This is a genomic window from Billgrantia zhangzhouensis (genome assembly GCF_021404465.1).
GTDB lineage: Bacteria > Pseudomonadota > Gammaproteobacteria > Pseudomonadales > Halomonadaceae > Halomonas > Halomonas zhangzhouensis.
The window spans coordinates 1-14,617 of the sequence record NZ_JABFTT010000016.1 but is presented as its reverse complement, the minus strand read 5'-3'; the positions used below and the strand labels follow the sequence as shown (position 1 = coordinate 14,617).

Annotated in this window: 10 protein-coding genes and 1 pseudogene; 3 read left to right on the top strand and 8 right to left on the bottom strand. The window is 53.5% G+C overall.

Annotated features, from left to right (window positions below; translation table 11 throughout):
• The first annotated feature begins 33 nt into the window (after positions 1-33).
• Complete coding sequence (locus HOP51_RS18255) at positions 34-2,649, top strand: AAA family ATPase (RefSeq protein ID WP_234275313.1); 2,616 nt, start codon at positions 34-36, stop codon at positions 2,647-2,649.
• A 159-nt stretch (positions 2,650-2,808) separates the two neighbouring features.
• A pseudogene (locus HOP51_RS21100) lies at positions 2,809-2,934 on the top strand (IS481 family transposase); the annotation flags it as partial.
• Here the strand turns inward: HOP51_RS21100 and HOP51_RS18250 are convergent.
• The gene (locus HOP51_RS18250; RefSeq protein ID WP_234275312.1) at positions 2,903-3,928 is read right to left on the bottom strand and encodes a GlxA family transcriptional regulator; all 1,026 of its coding nucleotides are present in this window, start codon (positions 3,926-3,928) and stop codon (positions 2,903-2,905) included. The pseudogene HOP51_RS21100 and the gene HOP51_RS18250 sit on opposite strands and share 32 nt — an antisense overlap.
• Positions 3,929-4,030: 102 nt before the next feature.
• On the opposite strand from HOP51_RS18250, the gene HOP51_RS18245 reads away from it, so the two are divergent.
• Positions 4,031-4,975, top strand: a complete 945-nt coding sequence (locus HOP51_RS18245; protein ID WP_234275311.1) for a LysR family transcriptional regulator — start codon at positions 4,031-4,033, stop codon at positions 4,973-4,975.
• A 170-nt stretch (positions 4,976-5,145) separates the two neighbouring features.
• On the opposite strand, the gene maiA is transcribed toward HOP51_RS18245, so the two are convergent.
• The 7 genes from maiA to HOP51_RS18210 all read right to left on the bottom strand — a co-directional run bounded on the left by maiA (position 5,146) and on the right by HOP51_RS18210 (position 14,160).
• Positions 5,146-5,769 carry a maleylacetoacetate isomerase gene (gene maiA / locus HOP51_RS18240; RefSeq protein WP_234261173.1) on the bottom strand — a complete coding sequence of 208 codons (624 nt, stop codon included), beginning with the start codon at positions 5,767-5,769 and terminating at the stop codon, positions 5,146-5,148.
• Between the two features lie 93 nt (positions 5,770-5,862).
• The gene (locus HOP51_RS18235) at positions 5,863-6,267 is read right to left on the bottom strand and encodes a cupin domain-containing protein (RefSeq protein WP_149327328.1); all 405 of its coding nucleotides are present in this window, start codon (positions 6,265-6,267) and stop codon (positions 5,863-5,865) included.
• A 60-nt stretch (positions 6,268-6,327) separates the two neighbouring features.
• The gene (locus HOP51_RS18230) at positions 6,328-6,732 is read right to left on the bottom strand and encodes a GFA family protein (RefSeq protein ID WP_234275310.1); all 405 of its coding nucleotides are present in this window, start codon (positions 6,730-6,732) and stop codon (positions 6,328-6,330) included.
• A gap of 39 nt (positions 6,733-6,771) precedes the next feature.
• Positions 6,772-7,995: a YbfB/YjiJ family MFS transporter gene (locus tag HOP51_RS18225; protein ID WP_234275309.1), complete on the bottom strand. Its 1,224-nt coding sequence runs from the start codon at positions 7,993-7,995 to the stop codon at positions 6,772-6,774.
• Between the two features lie 45 nt (positions 7,996-8,040).
• Positions 8,041-10,809 (bottom strand): FAD/NAD(P)-binding protein, encoded by a 2,769-nt coding sequence (locus HOP51_RS18220; protein ID WP_234275308.1) that lies wholly within the window; start codon positions 10,807-10,809, stop codon positions 8,041-8,043.
• Between the two features lie 9 nt (positions 10,810-10,818).
• Positions 10,819-12,216: a KamA family radical SAM protein gene (locus tag HOP51_RS18215; protein ID WP_234275307.1), complete on the bottom strand. Its 1,398-nt coding sequence runs from the start codon at positions 12,214-12,216 to the stop codon at positions 10,819-10,821.
• A 762-nt stretch (positions 12,217-12,978) separates the two neighbouring features.
• A complete protein-coding gene (locus tag HOP51_RS18210) occupies positions 12,979-14,160 on the bottom strand; it encodes an epoxide hydrolase family protein (RefSeq protein WP_234261168.1) in 1,182 nt (393 codons plus the stop codon).
• Positions 14,161-14,617: the final 457 nt, after the last annotated feature.

Genomic DNA, 14,617 nt, shown 5'->3' with positions numbered 1-14,617 from the left:
GTATGCTGACCCTCTGTGGATACGGAGCTTGGTATGGCTATATACGAGGAAGTGCTTCCATGGGCGGATAGGCTGCCGCCATGGCGTCAAGATGCTTTGCGACGCCTTTGTGTTCAGGGAGGCTGGACCGAAGCAGACCTGGACGAGATCCTTGATCTCGCTAAGCAGCACCACGGAATCAGCAGCGAGATCGAGCCTACTCCGCAGCCGATCCGGTTCACCGCAGACCATTTTCCTGCCGAGGCGAATCAGGACAGGACTGTCGCTCTCACGTCACTACATACGCTTCTTAACGTTGGAAAAATACCGAGCGACCAAATTCTGGAGTTCCAGCCACATGGGCTCACCATCGTGTACGGTGGTAACGGCACCGGTAAGTCTGGCTATGCGCGCGTGCTAAAGCAGGCGTGCCGAGCAAGGAGCCCAGGCACAGTCTACGCCAACGCCTATGACCCTGATTTTCAGAAGCTTACGCCGAGCGCCACCATCGACTTCGAAGTGGATGACACTTCCGAACAAGAGTTCTGGAGCGGTCAACGCAGCCATGTTCCGCGCACCGAACTGAGGGCCATCTCCGTCTTCGATGGCGACTGCGCGCGCCATTATCTTCAGGCACGGGAAGCGGCCAGCTTTCAGCCGGTCGCCCTCACCTACCTCAAGCAGCTGGCTAACGGCATCAACCAGGCGCTACGCCCACGACTTGAGGCAGAAATCGCAGGGCTTGCTGTAGATGTTACACCTTTCAACATCATTCCCGCCGACACCGAGGCCGGCCAAGCAATTCATCCGATCAGCTCCACCATGAATTTGGAACAGGCGCGCGCACTAGGCACGCTTACTCAAGAGGAGCAAGCAGAACTAACGTGCTTACCTAAAGAGATCAACGAGGCAGACCCCACAGTCAAAGCAACACTTCTGGACAACGCCGCGACGAATGTCGAGAACCTTGCCAACAACATTACCGCTGCCGCAAATACTGTCTCCAATGACTCGATCGACGCCGCAAGGACGGCACATCAAAGGCTGTTGGAAGCCGAGACGGCCGAGAGTGCTGCATCTGCCTTTCTGCAGGCGGAAGATGCCGCACCGTTGCTTCCCGGAACTGGCCAAGGCGCTTGGGCGCTTCTATTCAACGCCGCCCGAGAATACTCGACTAGCATCGCGTATCCTGGACAAGCCTTTCCGGTCACCGACAATGGTGCGGTATGTCTGCTTTGTCAGCAGGAGTTGACGCCAGAAGCGAAAGATCGCTTGCACCGCTTCGATCGCTATGTCCGGGACACAGCGGCCGAAGCCGCTCAGGCCGCGCGCAACGCCTGGCAACAGATCGTAAGAGACGTCGGCCAAGCGACCGTCACCTTCACCGTTTCTCAAGTCATGTCGGATAGCTTGGGTGGTCGCATAGCGACGCTGCCGGACGACATTCGGACCTTCCGGGAAGACTTGGTCTCCCGCCTTCAGTGGCTCAGAACCGCCATTGAGACTGGGGAATGGCAGAACAGACCAGCGTATCGCAGCGCGAATCCGACTGCTTCGATCCAGCAAATCGCGAATATCTTACGCGCCGAGGCGGCCGCATTGCGCGCCAACCTCAATGCGGAAGCACTTACGGCCAAACGACTTCGCCTGAAGGAGTTGGAAGCTCGGAGACTACTTTCTGAGCATATTGAGAGCATTGCTCAGGTGGTCGATAATCTCGCCCACAAAGCGAAGCTTCAGAGCTGCCTTGCAGATATCGGCAACTCCCGCCCAATTAGCTTATTTGCAGGCCAACTCGCCAAGAAGTACGTCAGTGAAGCGCTGGCCAGCAGGATGAATGAAGAACTTAGGAAGCTGGATCTTTACCACATTCGAGCCGGAATCAGTTCCACTGGTGATGCAGGGTCGGTACGACTTGGAATCCTGCTCCATGCAAGTCAGCTCGATCCGCATCTCGTGCTAAGTGAGGCAGAGCAACGCATATGCTCGCTCGCGTACTTCTTTGCAGAACTCCACCAGTCGGGCTCTTCTTCCGGGATTGTACTTGACGACCCGGTTTCGAGCCTTGACCACAACCACCGGACCGCCGTCGCGCGACGGATCATTGAGGAGGCCGCCAACCGACAAGTCATTGTTTTCACACACGATGCGGTCTTCTTTGGAGAGCTGATCACGCTTGGCACAGACGCTCAGCTAACACCAAACGTAAAATCAATAAGTTACCGTGCAGAAGGACCTGGCTACATTGATGCCGGATTGCCTTATGACATGCGCAAGCACCGTGATCGCATTACACAACATCGTGCCGACCATCAGCGAATTGCAGAAAACTTTATCAATCCACCTGGGGATGAGGAGCGACTCGCTATCCGAAATGCCTATGATGATCTTCGCGTCACGATAGAGGTAGGAATTGAGGATACAGTCCTCAATGAAACGGTAGTGCGTTTTCGCGACGGCATCTCGGTCGGCCGGCTCAATGGCGTTATGATCGTGCAGGAAGCAGAGTACCGCGAAGTACAGCGCTTACATGATAGATGTTGTCGCAATGTACGTGCTCATTCCCATGCAGCTGGCCAGCAGCGAGCTGTCACGCAACCAGACGAGCTTCTGCAGGACATCGAAGCCGTTAATACTTTGTTCCAGACTATCCGAAGGCGCAGGGGGTGAGCCGTCCCACCTTCCATGGCCACTACTGAATGGTAGCTACCGCTTCTGTTTCACGGAAGGAGCGGTAACCATACCCAGGCTGGCACGAACCGCATGCTCAAGCGGCGTGAGGTGCCAACGCTGGTCAGGAAGCTGGTAGTGATGCCCTGCCCCGGCCCTCATAACCCGCAGAAGCCTTTATACCACCAATCACCGATTGCAGCGATGAAAGAATGGCAGGTCCAAAAATCAGAGCTATTTGCCAAACGGGTAGTTACTCACCCGAGACCGATACCTTTCGCTTAAGCGATGCCGGAGTTGTCTGCTCCATCTTAAGTGTCAACTTCCAAAGCGACGAAACATTGGCATATCCGACACGGTATGCAATTTCATCTAGCGTGAGACTACCGGTAGCCAGCAAGCGATGGGCATGACGCATACGGACTGCATTGATAAGCACTTGAGGGCTTGATCCTGTTGCTTTAACGATGCGCCTAGCCAAGGTTCGATGGGTTAGATTTAAAATTTTTGCTGCCTCAGCGATCGTAGGCACATCCGGCAAGCTAGTTTCAATCAGCGTTTCGAAACGGGAAGTCACGTCGTCTTCACCCGACCGTAAGTGGTCCCATACCCTGTAGCGGGCTTGAGTGGGACGGCAGTCAATTAGAAAATATTTCATTGCCATATCAGCAATATTACGCCCCACCTGCTTACGGATTAGGTAAAGCATGAGGTCCATCTGCGCCATAGCAGCACCGGCGCTGATGACGTTCTTGTCATCAATAAGCATCTGTCGGGTGTCGACTTTCACCTTAGGAAAGTGTCTCTGGAAGAATCCGCCGAGTCTCCAGTGGGTTGTTACTGTTCGGCTATCGAGAATGCCAGCCTGAGCCAATAGCAAAACACCAGAGCAAGACGCAGCGACCGCACCTCCAGCATCATGATGGGCACGTGCCAGCTTTGCGAACACATGTGCATCTGCCAAAAGCAGTCTTTGCCAAATATTAGAATCACGGAAGCGATCCACTATATCGGCTTCGGCGTTGAGTGCTGGATGATCCAGCCCAATGCCTGGAATCACCAATATCGCATTCGAGAAGTTCCTCACTTCTTCGAGAGGCAGAGCAGGCAGAGTCATGCCCGCTGAAAGCGCTACCTGTCTCTGAGTAGAAAACACTCCCCACGTGAGCGGTGGCTTCCCTTGAGCGCATGCACAGCGGCTTGCCACCGTCAAAACATCCAGCGTAGCGCCAACGCTGGCAGCAAGAGCCCCTTTCGGTACGGCGATTGCGAATTGCATAAGCAGTGTCCTAAATGGAATCTATTTTGTCATTTTAGACAATTGCTGAGACTGCGCAAGCCCACGTAGCTTGGCACTAGGTTGCTGACAAAGGACATCGTGATGGAGCTTAGACACCTGCGCTGTTTCCTGGCTGTGGCTAATGAATTGCACTTCACACGAGCCGCAGAGAAGCTACACATAGACCAATCTCCTCTTTCGAGGACGATCAAGGAGCTTGAGGAAGACGTTGGTGCACAACTTTTCACTCGTACGACGCGTAGCACGCGCTTGACGCCAGCTGGCGCCTCGTTGCTTCAGCAGGCCCCGCGGGTTTTTTTACTTTTGGAGCAGGCACGCGACGGGATACGTGCCGCAGCGGCAGGTTGCGATGGAAGGTTGCGTATTGCGCTGTCGGATGGGATTTCTACACCTAGGCTCGCTTCGTTGGTCGCTCTGACTCGTCTGGAAGAGCCTGACCTGGGAATCCATTTTGACGAGGTATCGCTTGCTCATCAGGTCAAGGGCTTAAGCGATGATCTTTACGATTGCGGACTTTGTCAAAGTAGCGACCGTAACCATGGATTGCGTACTGAGCTGGCATGGACAGAGCCATTGCATGTAGCTATGCCTGTTGATCATCCGTTACTAGCCTACGAACAGATTCGTGCCGAAGATGTGTTGAGGTACCCGCTTCTGCTAGGGCATGCAGAAAGCTGCGCAGGCTACAACGCTCAAATTGAAAAGCTTTTTCTACAGAACTCTCTGGGACTACCTCTACCTGTGCAACGTGTAGCTTCGTTTAGCCTGATGATGTCTTTGGTTTCGGCTGGCTATGCTTTGGCACTGATTGGTGAGTCGCAGATGCAAACCAGCCGGGATACCCTTATTCGCAGCCGACCACTTGCTGACCCACAATATCGACTGTCGACATATTTACTTCTGAGGGACAGGCCGGCCGAACCAACTCTAACTCGTCTTATAGATCGGCTTCGTCGATTGGACTCGCATAATGACGAACCCCATACCGATCGCCGCCCTACCTACGGTGAATTACGTGCTTGCTAAGCCGCGCTGGGTTAGGGGCACGCTTCGACGTCTGATCCGGAGCGCAACAATGAGCGCAACAATGTTTGGAGTCTGGCCAGGGAGTTAAACAAGTGTGGCACTGTAGGCACCTGCACGATACTCATTAGTCATCTTCCGCACGGCGCTGCTTCCCTCTGTAGTCGCTGATCTCAGCAGTTGTCCGGATGCGCCCTTTGGAAAGCGGGAAGCTCTAAGCACATCGAGTAAATCCGAGAGACGGTCGGCATGTCGTCAAGCCGCAGACCCAGCGATAATGCCGAATAGACTTGAGGAGCCAGCCCGATGTCAGCAAGTGTGGGCTGGTTACCGTGGCAAAAATCACCGGTGGAGTTAGAAGCGAGCACCTCCTCCATACCCATAAGCCCGTCACGCAGCCAAGCCAACTTCCACATGCTAACATCGTTTTGTGTCGCATTAATATTCTGCTGGAGGTAGCTAGCCACTCTCCGAGTCGTGAGAGGATGGGTATCGCATACAATTTGATAAAAAAGGCTTCTGACCCGGGCTCGCCCAGCTGGATCAAGAGGCAGCAAGGCCGGGCTGGAAAATTTTTCTTCAAGGTACTCGATGATAGCTCCTGATTGGGCAATACGCACTTCGCCATCTTCTATAGCAGGTATCAATCCGAAGCCATTCACTCTTAAATAACCCTTTGATCGATTGGACTGCTGATCTAGGTCCTGGACTTTAGTTTCATAATCGATTCCTTTAATATTCAAAGCAATGCGAACCCTGAAAGCGGACGAGGATCGAAAGTAGTCGTGCAGAATCATGTTAGCACTCCGTACGGTGAATCCGTTATCCGGATGATTCGTAACAAATTGCCCAAAAACCTGCCGCATTGGCAGGTTTTTGGGATCTACCTACTAACGCGCCTCTGCCTTTCCGACTACTCGGGCTACCGGCTCGCTTTCCTTGTTGACAAAAACACAAAGTAGTTTCATTGGAATATCACTCAACACCCTGGCGTAGTGAACATCTTGATCAGAGACCATGTAAGACATACCTGGAGTAAAACGGCGGTCCGGCTTGCCTTGTGTAACGAGATCGAACTCGCCTTCAAGCACATAGGTAATTTCCAATCCAGGATGGACATGCGGAGCTGCGCTATTACCCGCCGGGACTTCAATCAGATTAAAATTGATAGTGTAGCCCTCGGGAAACTGTGCTTTTTGTAGGACGGTACGCTTGATGCCACCTTGTACGTATGTCGTTCCAACAGCAGCGGTAAGCGCGGACTTTAATTCTTCATCATACTGTGCTTCGTTCATTACCATCTCCTTATTCATTTCAGATTCGTCGCTTATAAACCCGGCGCATAGCCGGCTGGATTATATGCCTAGATCAAAGCGTTGCGTGTTCTCAACAGGCAACAGCCACTCAGAAGCTCGGCATGTATATATTTCAGCTTGCGGGGTAAAGTCGTTGGGGTGATCGAGAGTCCCTCCCTTTAGCACGATTTTTCCTGGAGCTGATGCAATTTTTGCAAAGATGTGTGATCCACAGTCTCCGCAAAAATGGCGCTGCACTGGGTGTCCACTATCACCACTGTCTTCAAACAACGCGGTTGCTCCCTGTTGCTTAAAATCTTGTTCTCGTATAAGGAGATTGATTGTATAACTTCCGCCACTTAGCTTTTGACAATGCGTGCAGTGGCATAATGAGACAAATCGAGGCTCACCGGTAAAAGCGTATCTCACTGCACCGCACAAGCATCCGCCTGTATGTTCTTTCATGGAAGTCTCTCTTGTTTTATGCGATATTATTCGAGCCGTTTACTTCAGTGGCTTTTGCCGCCAGGCCAAAAGGGCGCCAACAGCCAATGCACCAGCTGATACAGCGAGTCCTTGCTCTAGTCCACCGGGCCCATCAGCCAACCAACCAACAAGCAGCGGCCCGATAATCTGACCGAATGCAAAAACCACAGTAAAAGCGCTTATAGCGGCCGACCAGTATTGTTCATCCAGGTTGTGCCGCACCAAGGCTGTTGTTGAAGCGACGACGGACATGAAGACGCCACCGAACACCAGTCCTGATAAGAAAGCCAATGGCACAGAACCAGCTAGGATTGGTAAAAGTGTCGCGCCTGCCAAAACCGCGTTCAGGATGGCTAGCGCTTGACCACCTTTGTATCGGCTTAACAAACCCGCCCAAAGGCGAGAAGAAGCCATCACAGCAACACCCAATACTGAATAAAAAAGAGTTATGAGCCAGGGTTGCATCTGTTGCTCTTTCAGCAACGCGACCACAAAAGTCATGTACCCAATGCAGCCCACCCCAAATAGGAAGTAGCCCCCTAACGCCCAGCTGAAGCGACGCAGATCGTATTGGTGGCGCTGGGGTGAGCTACCCGGACTGCTGCTGATCGCCTTAGCCAGCGGTGCCATCAGCCCTGCTGCGACAAAGCAAAGCAGGCCTAGCCCGTACCACGTCCATTGCCACGTATGGGCATGCCCATATACCTGGGCAGCATTTAAAAGGACAGGGATTAATAATGAAGACAGTACAATTCCCAACCCTGTGCCGCCATAGTAAATACCTAATAGGAGGCCCGAGCGCTTAGAGTGCATCGAACTTATTCTGGAAGCCAATACACCTCCTGCTATAAAAATAAAGGAACTCACCACCCCTGAGCATACCCGCAAGACAAGAAGCACATCAGCTACCAAAGTGGTGCCCGATAGGAGCATGAAGATGCCAGCTAACACTGTGCTCAATGTCAGCAAGCGTGACACGCCAATCCAGCGCAATACCAAGGGCGCAATCAACGCACCGGCCAAATATCCTACAGCGTTACTTGTGTTCAGAGACCCCGCTAGAGTGTAGCTCCAGTTAAGGTCCTCTCGCATTGGCGGTAGTAACAGACCATAGGAAAACCGCGTGATGCCCAATGCCACTGCAGATGCCAACGACAACGTGAGGGCAGCCAAGCTGGGGTGCAACTCATGTAGGGCCGGCAACGGTTTATCAATAGCATGGGACGGCCGGTACGTTTTCATGTCGGAGCCCTCTTATTGCGCTTATCGATAGTAAGCGATGGGTTATCAAGCAATTTTCTTAGTGACTTCCTCGGTGCGAGCCGGTTGTAACTGGTTCTTTTGCTTATGCTCCTCTTCCATCTGATTCATTACCGAAGGCGAGGCATGTCTGCGTGAAAGCACTTCCACTATCTGCAGAGCACACTGCTCAGCGTCGAGAGAAAACCGGGACGCTTTAGAGGAGCGCGGCAGGGCATGCGTATAAAAATGCGGGCCTTCAATCGGGATTCCGATCGCCCAGAGGCGGTCGTGAACGCAGCCCTTTGAGTCAATGACTTTGAGATCCTGGCTAATGTCGAGCCCGCCTGGATGATAGTCGCCGTTGAGGTAAGGCCGGGCGATGCCGCTAGCCAGCAGATTATTGGATAGAGGGCTGGAGTCCGTAAGCGGTGAGTACACATCTAGACGGGCTGAAATCAGCACATCAGCATAGTCTCGTGCTGGTTCCTTTCCTAACCGGCTAACGATGCAAAACTGCCCGCGCTCGCGATCCAACTCAATTTCATTGCCAGGGCCGCCGGCTACGCTTAGTACTCCAGCGTCCATCAGTGCTAACAGTTCGGCGTTCCGCTGCTTGGGTGGCCCGAAAGAAATTCTGTTCGCTGTTGGAACGAAGGACTCAACGAAAACACGGTGAGATGAAGGGGTAAGGCCGCCAAACTCCACTGCAGCACGCAAGGCTTCGCGTGTATCTCGAAGCACATCAGCTGCCGCTTTGACTGGGCTAGTTAGGTTCCCGAGACAGGCATGCCTGAGATCCTCTTCGACCTGCCGACGGAAGTAGTCGCGAAAGTGCTCTAGCGACGAAAACTTCTCGTATGCGAGCGGATCAAGCAATCTATCTATAGCCTCGCATTCCTCGTCGGATGGCACGAACTCTGCGGGGTCGACCTTTCCATCTTGTAGGGCCAAGCGGTAAGCATAAGCCATCTCTAGCTTAATGAGTGGTAGCACTTCATGTTCGAAGTTCAGACGAGGGCTACCACGAGCAACGATCGCGGTATGGCGTAGAGAGTCAAGAGATTTTAGTGTAAAGAATGCCGCCTGGTGGCTTCCAGTCAATCCTTTCTGGTTGATCCCCCTTGCAGCAAATGGCAAGCAGTTGCGAGAGACAAGCAGTATTCTGGGTTCGTTTCCGGACGGTATGTATTCGAGTCGCTCTTTGGTTTCGCGAAACCATCCGCCACGTGCACTGGTAAGGGAGGAAATCACATCGTAGGCAGTCAGTCCAAGTCCTTGGATGGCAACGCACGCCCTCTCATGGATAGTGGCCAGGTTTTCAGTGGGGTATGGCGATCTGTAATAAGCAGCACTCGGATTAATATTTTCAGCTGTGCTGGCAAACGATTGGTACTTGAGATCAGTTTCCGTGGGCGATCGAGTTCCATGACCAGTGGCAAGAACTATGTAATTCGCAAGGAGTTGGGGCCCTTCGTCGAGTTCAAGCAAAAAGGTTTCGTCGTCTATCTTTCGAAGATCAAGAACGCGACGGCGGATGTGCCTAATTTGGATTCGTTCCGGTAGAGAACATGTCATTTGCTCGAACGCCCACCCCAAATACTGACCCAGCAATCTTCTTGGAAGATAGTCCGCGTCGCTAATTGCATCACCTTCACCGGAGTTAGATATGCGATAGCGGTTACCGATGCGGCGATACCCAGCTTGCCGCGCCCATTCAGTAAGTGACGGGCCGTGGGCCCCATTAACCAGACTATCAAGCCCGAAAATACTGATCTGTGAAGCCACGGTATTGATCAGTAGATCCTCGTGCTGACCTGAAGAATGAGCGCCTTCACCACAGGGACCTGGATCAATCATCATGATTTCTACTTCTTGGCCGTCTAGACTGACCTCATCAATATACTTGATGAGTTTCTCGAGCACACTTATGCCCCGCGGCCCCATCCCCACGATGGCAATCCGACTAACCGTTGCAGCCTCTTGGTTCTCTCCTTTAGCAATCGGGCTCAACCCATGATTTTCTACAGGCTCCGCATGCAATATGGCAATATCCGCATTATTGGGAAGACGCGGAAATATCTCAAGCACCTTCGGGTCGTGTCCGGGGATGACGTGAAAGGGGCCATCCGCTAAGCACTCCATGACGTCATAGGCAGCGAACATACGTTGGACGTCTACAACGATTGGAAAAGGACTTCGCAGGTGAATGTTTTCCCAGAAATGGGCAGCATCGCTGGCGAGAACTATGTTCCCTCGCTGGGTTGGGATGCTGACGATCTGCATGCCCTTCGTGTGCCCCCCAACTTTATGCAAGCGGATACCATCCCCAAGATCAACGTCTCCATCATGGACGATCAATCTGTCTTGGAAGAGGCAATCAATAGCATCTTTGATATTTTTCGACTCGAACGGCCTCCGTAGAAGCGAATAGGTCATTGAGCGACCTGTGCAGTAAGCCATCTCAGCTTCTTGTATGTGATATTTGGCTTTTGGGAACAGTCCAAGATTGCCACAGTGGTCATAGTGCATATGCGTGATGATCACGTCAGTGACATCTTCGGCCTTGATGCCGATGTCGGAGAGTAGGTCTTTCGGACTATGCAAAAACGTCCTACCTCTTTTGCGGGCCATACTCTCGTCGAATCCCGTGTCGACAACAACAGTGCGACCAAGGCCCTTAATTGCCCACAGGTAAAAGGACAAAGGCATCGGACTGCTATGTTGGTCCTCGTGGAATAAGAAATTCTCACTGGCTTTGCGACCCTCATGCATTGCGTAGCGAAGCGCATATACCTCAAAGATTGACGAATCCATATCAATTCCTCACGAGACAGAAGCGCGTTTATCGACGCCACTATTGCTTGCATTAGAAATAGTTGAGTCATCCCAAGCCGAGGAGGAAATGATACTGCTGACCTCGGCATGAGCTTCCTGCTCAAAAAAGAAACGTGACTCGCCAAATGCTGGCCGTAGTTGGTCTAGCCAAGTTGCATGCGGATCAAAGCGTGCGTAAAAAGGCCGGCGCACCCAATTAGGATTTCTCGCCTGTAAGAACTGCAGCGCGAATACTTTCTCGCCGGCCAACTTTACGATTCCGTCTATCACCACCTTTCCAGGATGAGCGCTCATTGATGGTCCGCGAACTGTCCGCGCTAGGCCCGACACCTGCTGATAAGCCTGCTGAAAGACTTCATAAGCCTTGACCAGTGGCACCTCAAAGTAGCTTCGAGGCCCAGTGTCTCGCTCGACGAACATGTAATAGGGAGTCGCTCCGAGTTTTACACCGGCAGTCCAGAGCTCTGCCCAACCTGCTGGGTCTTCATTAATATGGCGAATCAACGGTGCTTGCATTCGGACCGTTGCACCGGTAGCGATGATATTGCGAACAGCTTGTTGAGCTATCGCCGGGCGCAATTCGGCGGGATGGTTGTAATGCCCCATCACAGCAAGATTCTTTCCTGATGCAACGACTTTTTCAAACAGCCGCATGACATCATCTGCATCGGGATCGCTAACGAAGCGTTGTGGCCAGTACGCGACGGACTTTGTGCCGATGCGAATATTCTGTATATGAGAAAGATCAGCCGACAACAAAGGCTCAATGTAGCCAGCCAGAGAACGAGCATTCATTATCATCGGGTCGCCACCGGTAATAAGAACATCCGTCACCTCCTTGTGAACCTTCAAATAGTCAACAAGAGCCCGAGCATCTTTTGCGTCGAATTTAAGTTCGTTCATACCAACGAACTGCGGCCAGCGAAAGCAGAACGTGCAATAGGCATGACAGGTCTGACCTGCACTTGGAAAGAAAAGCACGGTTTCCCGATATTTATGCTGTAGGCCCTTGATAGGCTGTCCATAAAGATAGGGGACGTTGTGTGTAAGCTGCCCAGCAGGATGGGGATTCATATTCATTCGAATACGTTTTATGAGCTCCCCCTCGCTTCCTGCGGAACGCCCACTTTCAATATTGCGAAGTAATTCATACTCTTCAGTTTTCAGCATTTCGCGATGCGGAAACGTTAGGCGGAAAATGGGATCATCTGGAATATTGCTCCAGTCAATAAGCTCATCTAGAACGTAAGCATTGACTCGAAAAGGTAGAACGCGTGAAACTGCAAGAACCGACTCTTGCTGTGACGGCGTTAATAGTTTCCATTGCGGTGCGCTTTTAATACTGTTGCGGGTGTAAGGCTTGAATCGGTAATCATGATTATCCATGTAAACCAATCTCCTTGCGCTGAACAGTAGGGCGTGCTGTTTGCCGGTCGTGCTGGTCTTAGGACTATCCGTCTATGTAAGTATAAGGGTCATCACGGTTGCTTGATGACTCCACAAAGTCTGCAAGACGGTATCTACTGGATTAACTATACCGTCTCATCACCCTTAGACCATGGCTGTTTAAGTCTTATTCGTTGCCCATTTGGCTATAATCAAAAAATTGTTACACTACAAATATTTAGTGACTACGACCCGGCCTTTTGCAGGTATAATGCCCCTTGGTTTCTGCACACCTACGCAGCTAATGCCCGGTGTGCCACACAGCCCAACAACTGATGTGACTCTAGTGCTGTATCCAGCGGCTGATGACTGCTCGGGCCTAGCCCAACGACTCGAACCGATATTGCCAAATGCGCTCTTCCTTCAAGGGCTGCAAAAGCGCTCAACGAGCTCGTTCTTCTCCGGCGTGTAGGGCGTCATGAACTCCTGGTGAGTCCGTAGTACTCACCGTCGCGATATAATGTCGGCTGCTGAAGACGAGGCCATTATCGGAGCGCAGGGCCAACGGTTTATGAATACGGTTCCGTGCGCCGTATAGATACACCAGAGCCTCGCAGATCGCCGGCCCGCCCCACACCAGAGACCTACGTCAACGCAATCCCAAAAAGACGAGAGCCAGCGCGGTGCGCTGGCTCTTCTCGTCGTGTCAGGTTGTCGCCCCGCTCTGGGCGGCCTCTTCACGGCCCACGCGCCCCCGCCGCTTTACCGATTAACAGCCAGCACCGCCGCAAAGCCCTCCTGCAGGTCCTTGACGAAATACCCCGGCACCTCCAGCGAAGGAAAGTGCCCTCCCTTTTCGGCCGTCCTCCATCGCACGATCTGCCGGTACCGCTGCTCTGCCCAGGGGCGCGGACACTTCTCGATGTCGCGGGGATATATGGTGATGGCTGAGGGAACATCGACCCGCAGCTCGGGGTCGAGCGCATTAACACCGCCGTGGCTTTCGTAGTAGATGCGGGCCGCCGAGGCGCCGGACCGTGTCAGCCAGTAGAGGGTGACGTCATCGAGAATGCGGTCTCGGGAAATCGTCTCGAAGGGGCTATCGTCGGTATCCGTCCACTCGGCAAACTTGTCGAGGATCCAGGCCAGAAGCCCGACGGGCGAGTCGACGAGCGAGTAGCCGATGGTCTGCGGTCGGGTCGCCTGCTGCTTCGCATACGCCGCGCGGTAGAGCCAGAAGTCACGGGTGTCCTCGGCCCATTTGCGCTCGTCCGCTGTCAGCCCCTCCATGACCAGACCGGGTGGTGCCTGCGCCAACGTCGAGTGGATGCCGAGGAGTTGTGACGGGAACCTGCCACCGAGGACCGTGGTGATGACACCGCCCCAGTCGCCGCCATGGGCGACGAACTTGTCGTAGCCGAGCCTTTCCATCAGCTCCACCCAGGCGGCCGCGATCTTTCCGGCGCCCCAACCGGTAGTGGTCGGCTTGTCGCTGTAGCCAAAGCCCGGCAGCGACGGGACCACGACGTGGAAAGCTGGCGTGTCTGGCTCCTTCGGCTCTGTCAGCTCGTCGACGATATCGATGAACTCGACAATGCTGCCTGGCCAGCCGTGCGTCAGGATCAGAGGTGTGGCATCGGCACGGGCGGATCGACGGTGCAGGAAGTGAATGCCGAGGCCATCGATCGTCGTGCGGAACTGGCCGATACGGTCAAGGCGCGCCTCGAACGATCTCCAGTCATACTCGGTGCGCCAGTAGTTCACGAGATCGACAAGATCGGCGAGAGGAACACCCTGATCCCAGCGGCGAGGATCGGGCGCGGCGCGATAGACCGTCTCGGTCTCCGGTAGCCGCGCCGCGGCCAGTCGCGCGCGCAGGTCGTCGAGGTCGGCATCGGTTGCACGGGCTTCGAATACTTGAACATCCCTGTCTAGGCGATTCATGCGTTTGTCCCTTCAGCCTCGATGTTGGCGCCGACGGTGACGGAGCCGAAGACATGACATGGCCTTGCGCAATCCGCGCCTGGCACCGCCAAACAGTTTGGCAAAAAAAGCGGCGCGCAGCCGGGCATTGCGCCGCTCGATGTCACGCATTTTTGGGTCGGGGTTATGGAAGGCCATCAGTCGTCTCGCCCGCTGTCGTTCTGCCAGCGTAGCAAAATTGGGGATCATCACCCGGCCCGGCACATGCTATACGTGTATTGACTGATTAAGGCGGCAATCGGCCGAGGCTGTGTGAAAACGCGGCTCCCGCTATACTCTCCCTGTGACTGCTCGTGTAGGTGCCGATGAAGCGATTCGTTGCAGGAGAGTCTCGATCGCAAGCCACGTTGTTCCCTGAGCTTCTGGATGATTTCGTCGCAGAGGACAACCCGGTCCGAGCCATCGAGGCCTTCGTCGA

Excerpts from the sequence above, each read along its gene's own strand:
- HOP51_RS18255 (WP_234275313.1), top strand. The coding sequence starts at position 34 with ATGGCTATATACGAGGAAGTGCTTCCATGGGCGGATAGGCTGCCGCCA.
- HOP51_RS18250 (WP_234275312.1), bottom strand. The coding sequence starts at position 3,928 with ATGCAATTCGCAATCGCCGTACCGAAAGGGGCTCTTGCTGCCAGCGTT.
- HOP51_RS18245 (WP_234275311.1), top strand. The coding sequence starts at position 4,031 with ATGGAGCTTAGACACCTGCGCTGTTTCCTGGCTGTGGCTAATGAATTG.
- maiA (WP_234261173.1), bottom strand. The coding sequence starts at position 5,769 with ATGATTCTGCACGACTACTTTCGATCCTCGTCCGCTTTCAGGGTTCGC.
- HOP51_RS18235 (WP_149327328.1), bottom strand. The coding sequence starts at position 6,267 with ATGAACGAAGCACAGTATGATGAAGAATTAAAGTCCGCGCTTACCGCT.
- HOP51_RS18230 (WP_234275310.1), bottom strand. The coding sequence starts at position 6,732 with ATGAAAGAACATACAGGCGGATGCTTGTGCGGTGCAGTGAGATACGCT.
- HOP51_RS18225 (WP_234275309.1), bottom strand. The coding sequence starts at position 7,995 with ATGAAAACGTACCGGCCGTCCCATGCTATTGATAAACCGTTGCCGGCC.
- HOP51_RS18220 (WP_234275308.1), bottom strand. The coding sequence starts at position 10,809 with ATGGATTCGTCAATCTTTGAGGTATATGCGCTTCGCTACGCAATGCAT.
- HOP51_RS18215 (WP_234275307.1), bottom strand. The coding sequence starts at position 12,216 with ATGGATAATCATGATTACCGATTCAAGCCTTACACCCGCAACAGTATT.
- HOP51_RS18210 (WP_234261168.1), bottom strand. The coding sequence starts at position 14,160 with ATGAATCGCCTAGACAGGGATGTTCAAGTATTCGAAGCCCGTGCAACC.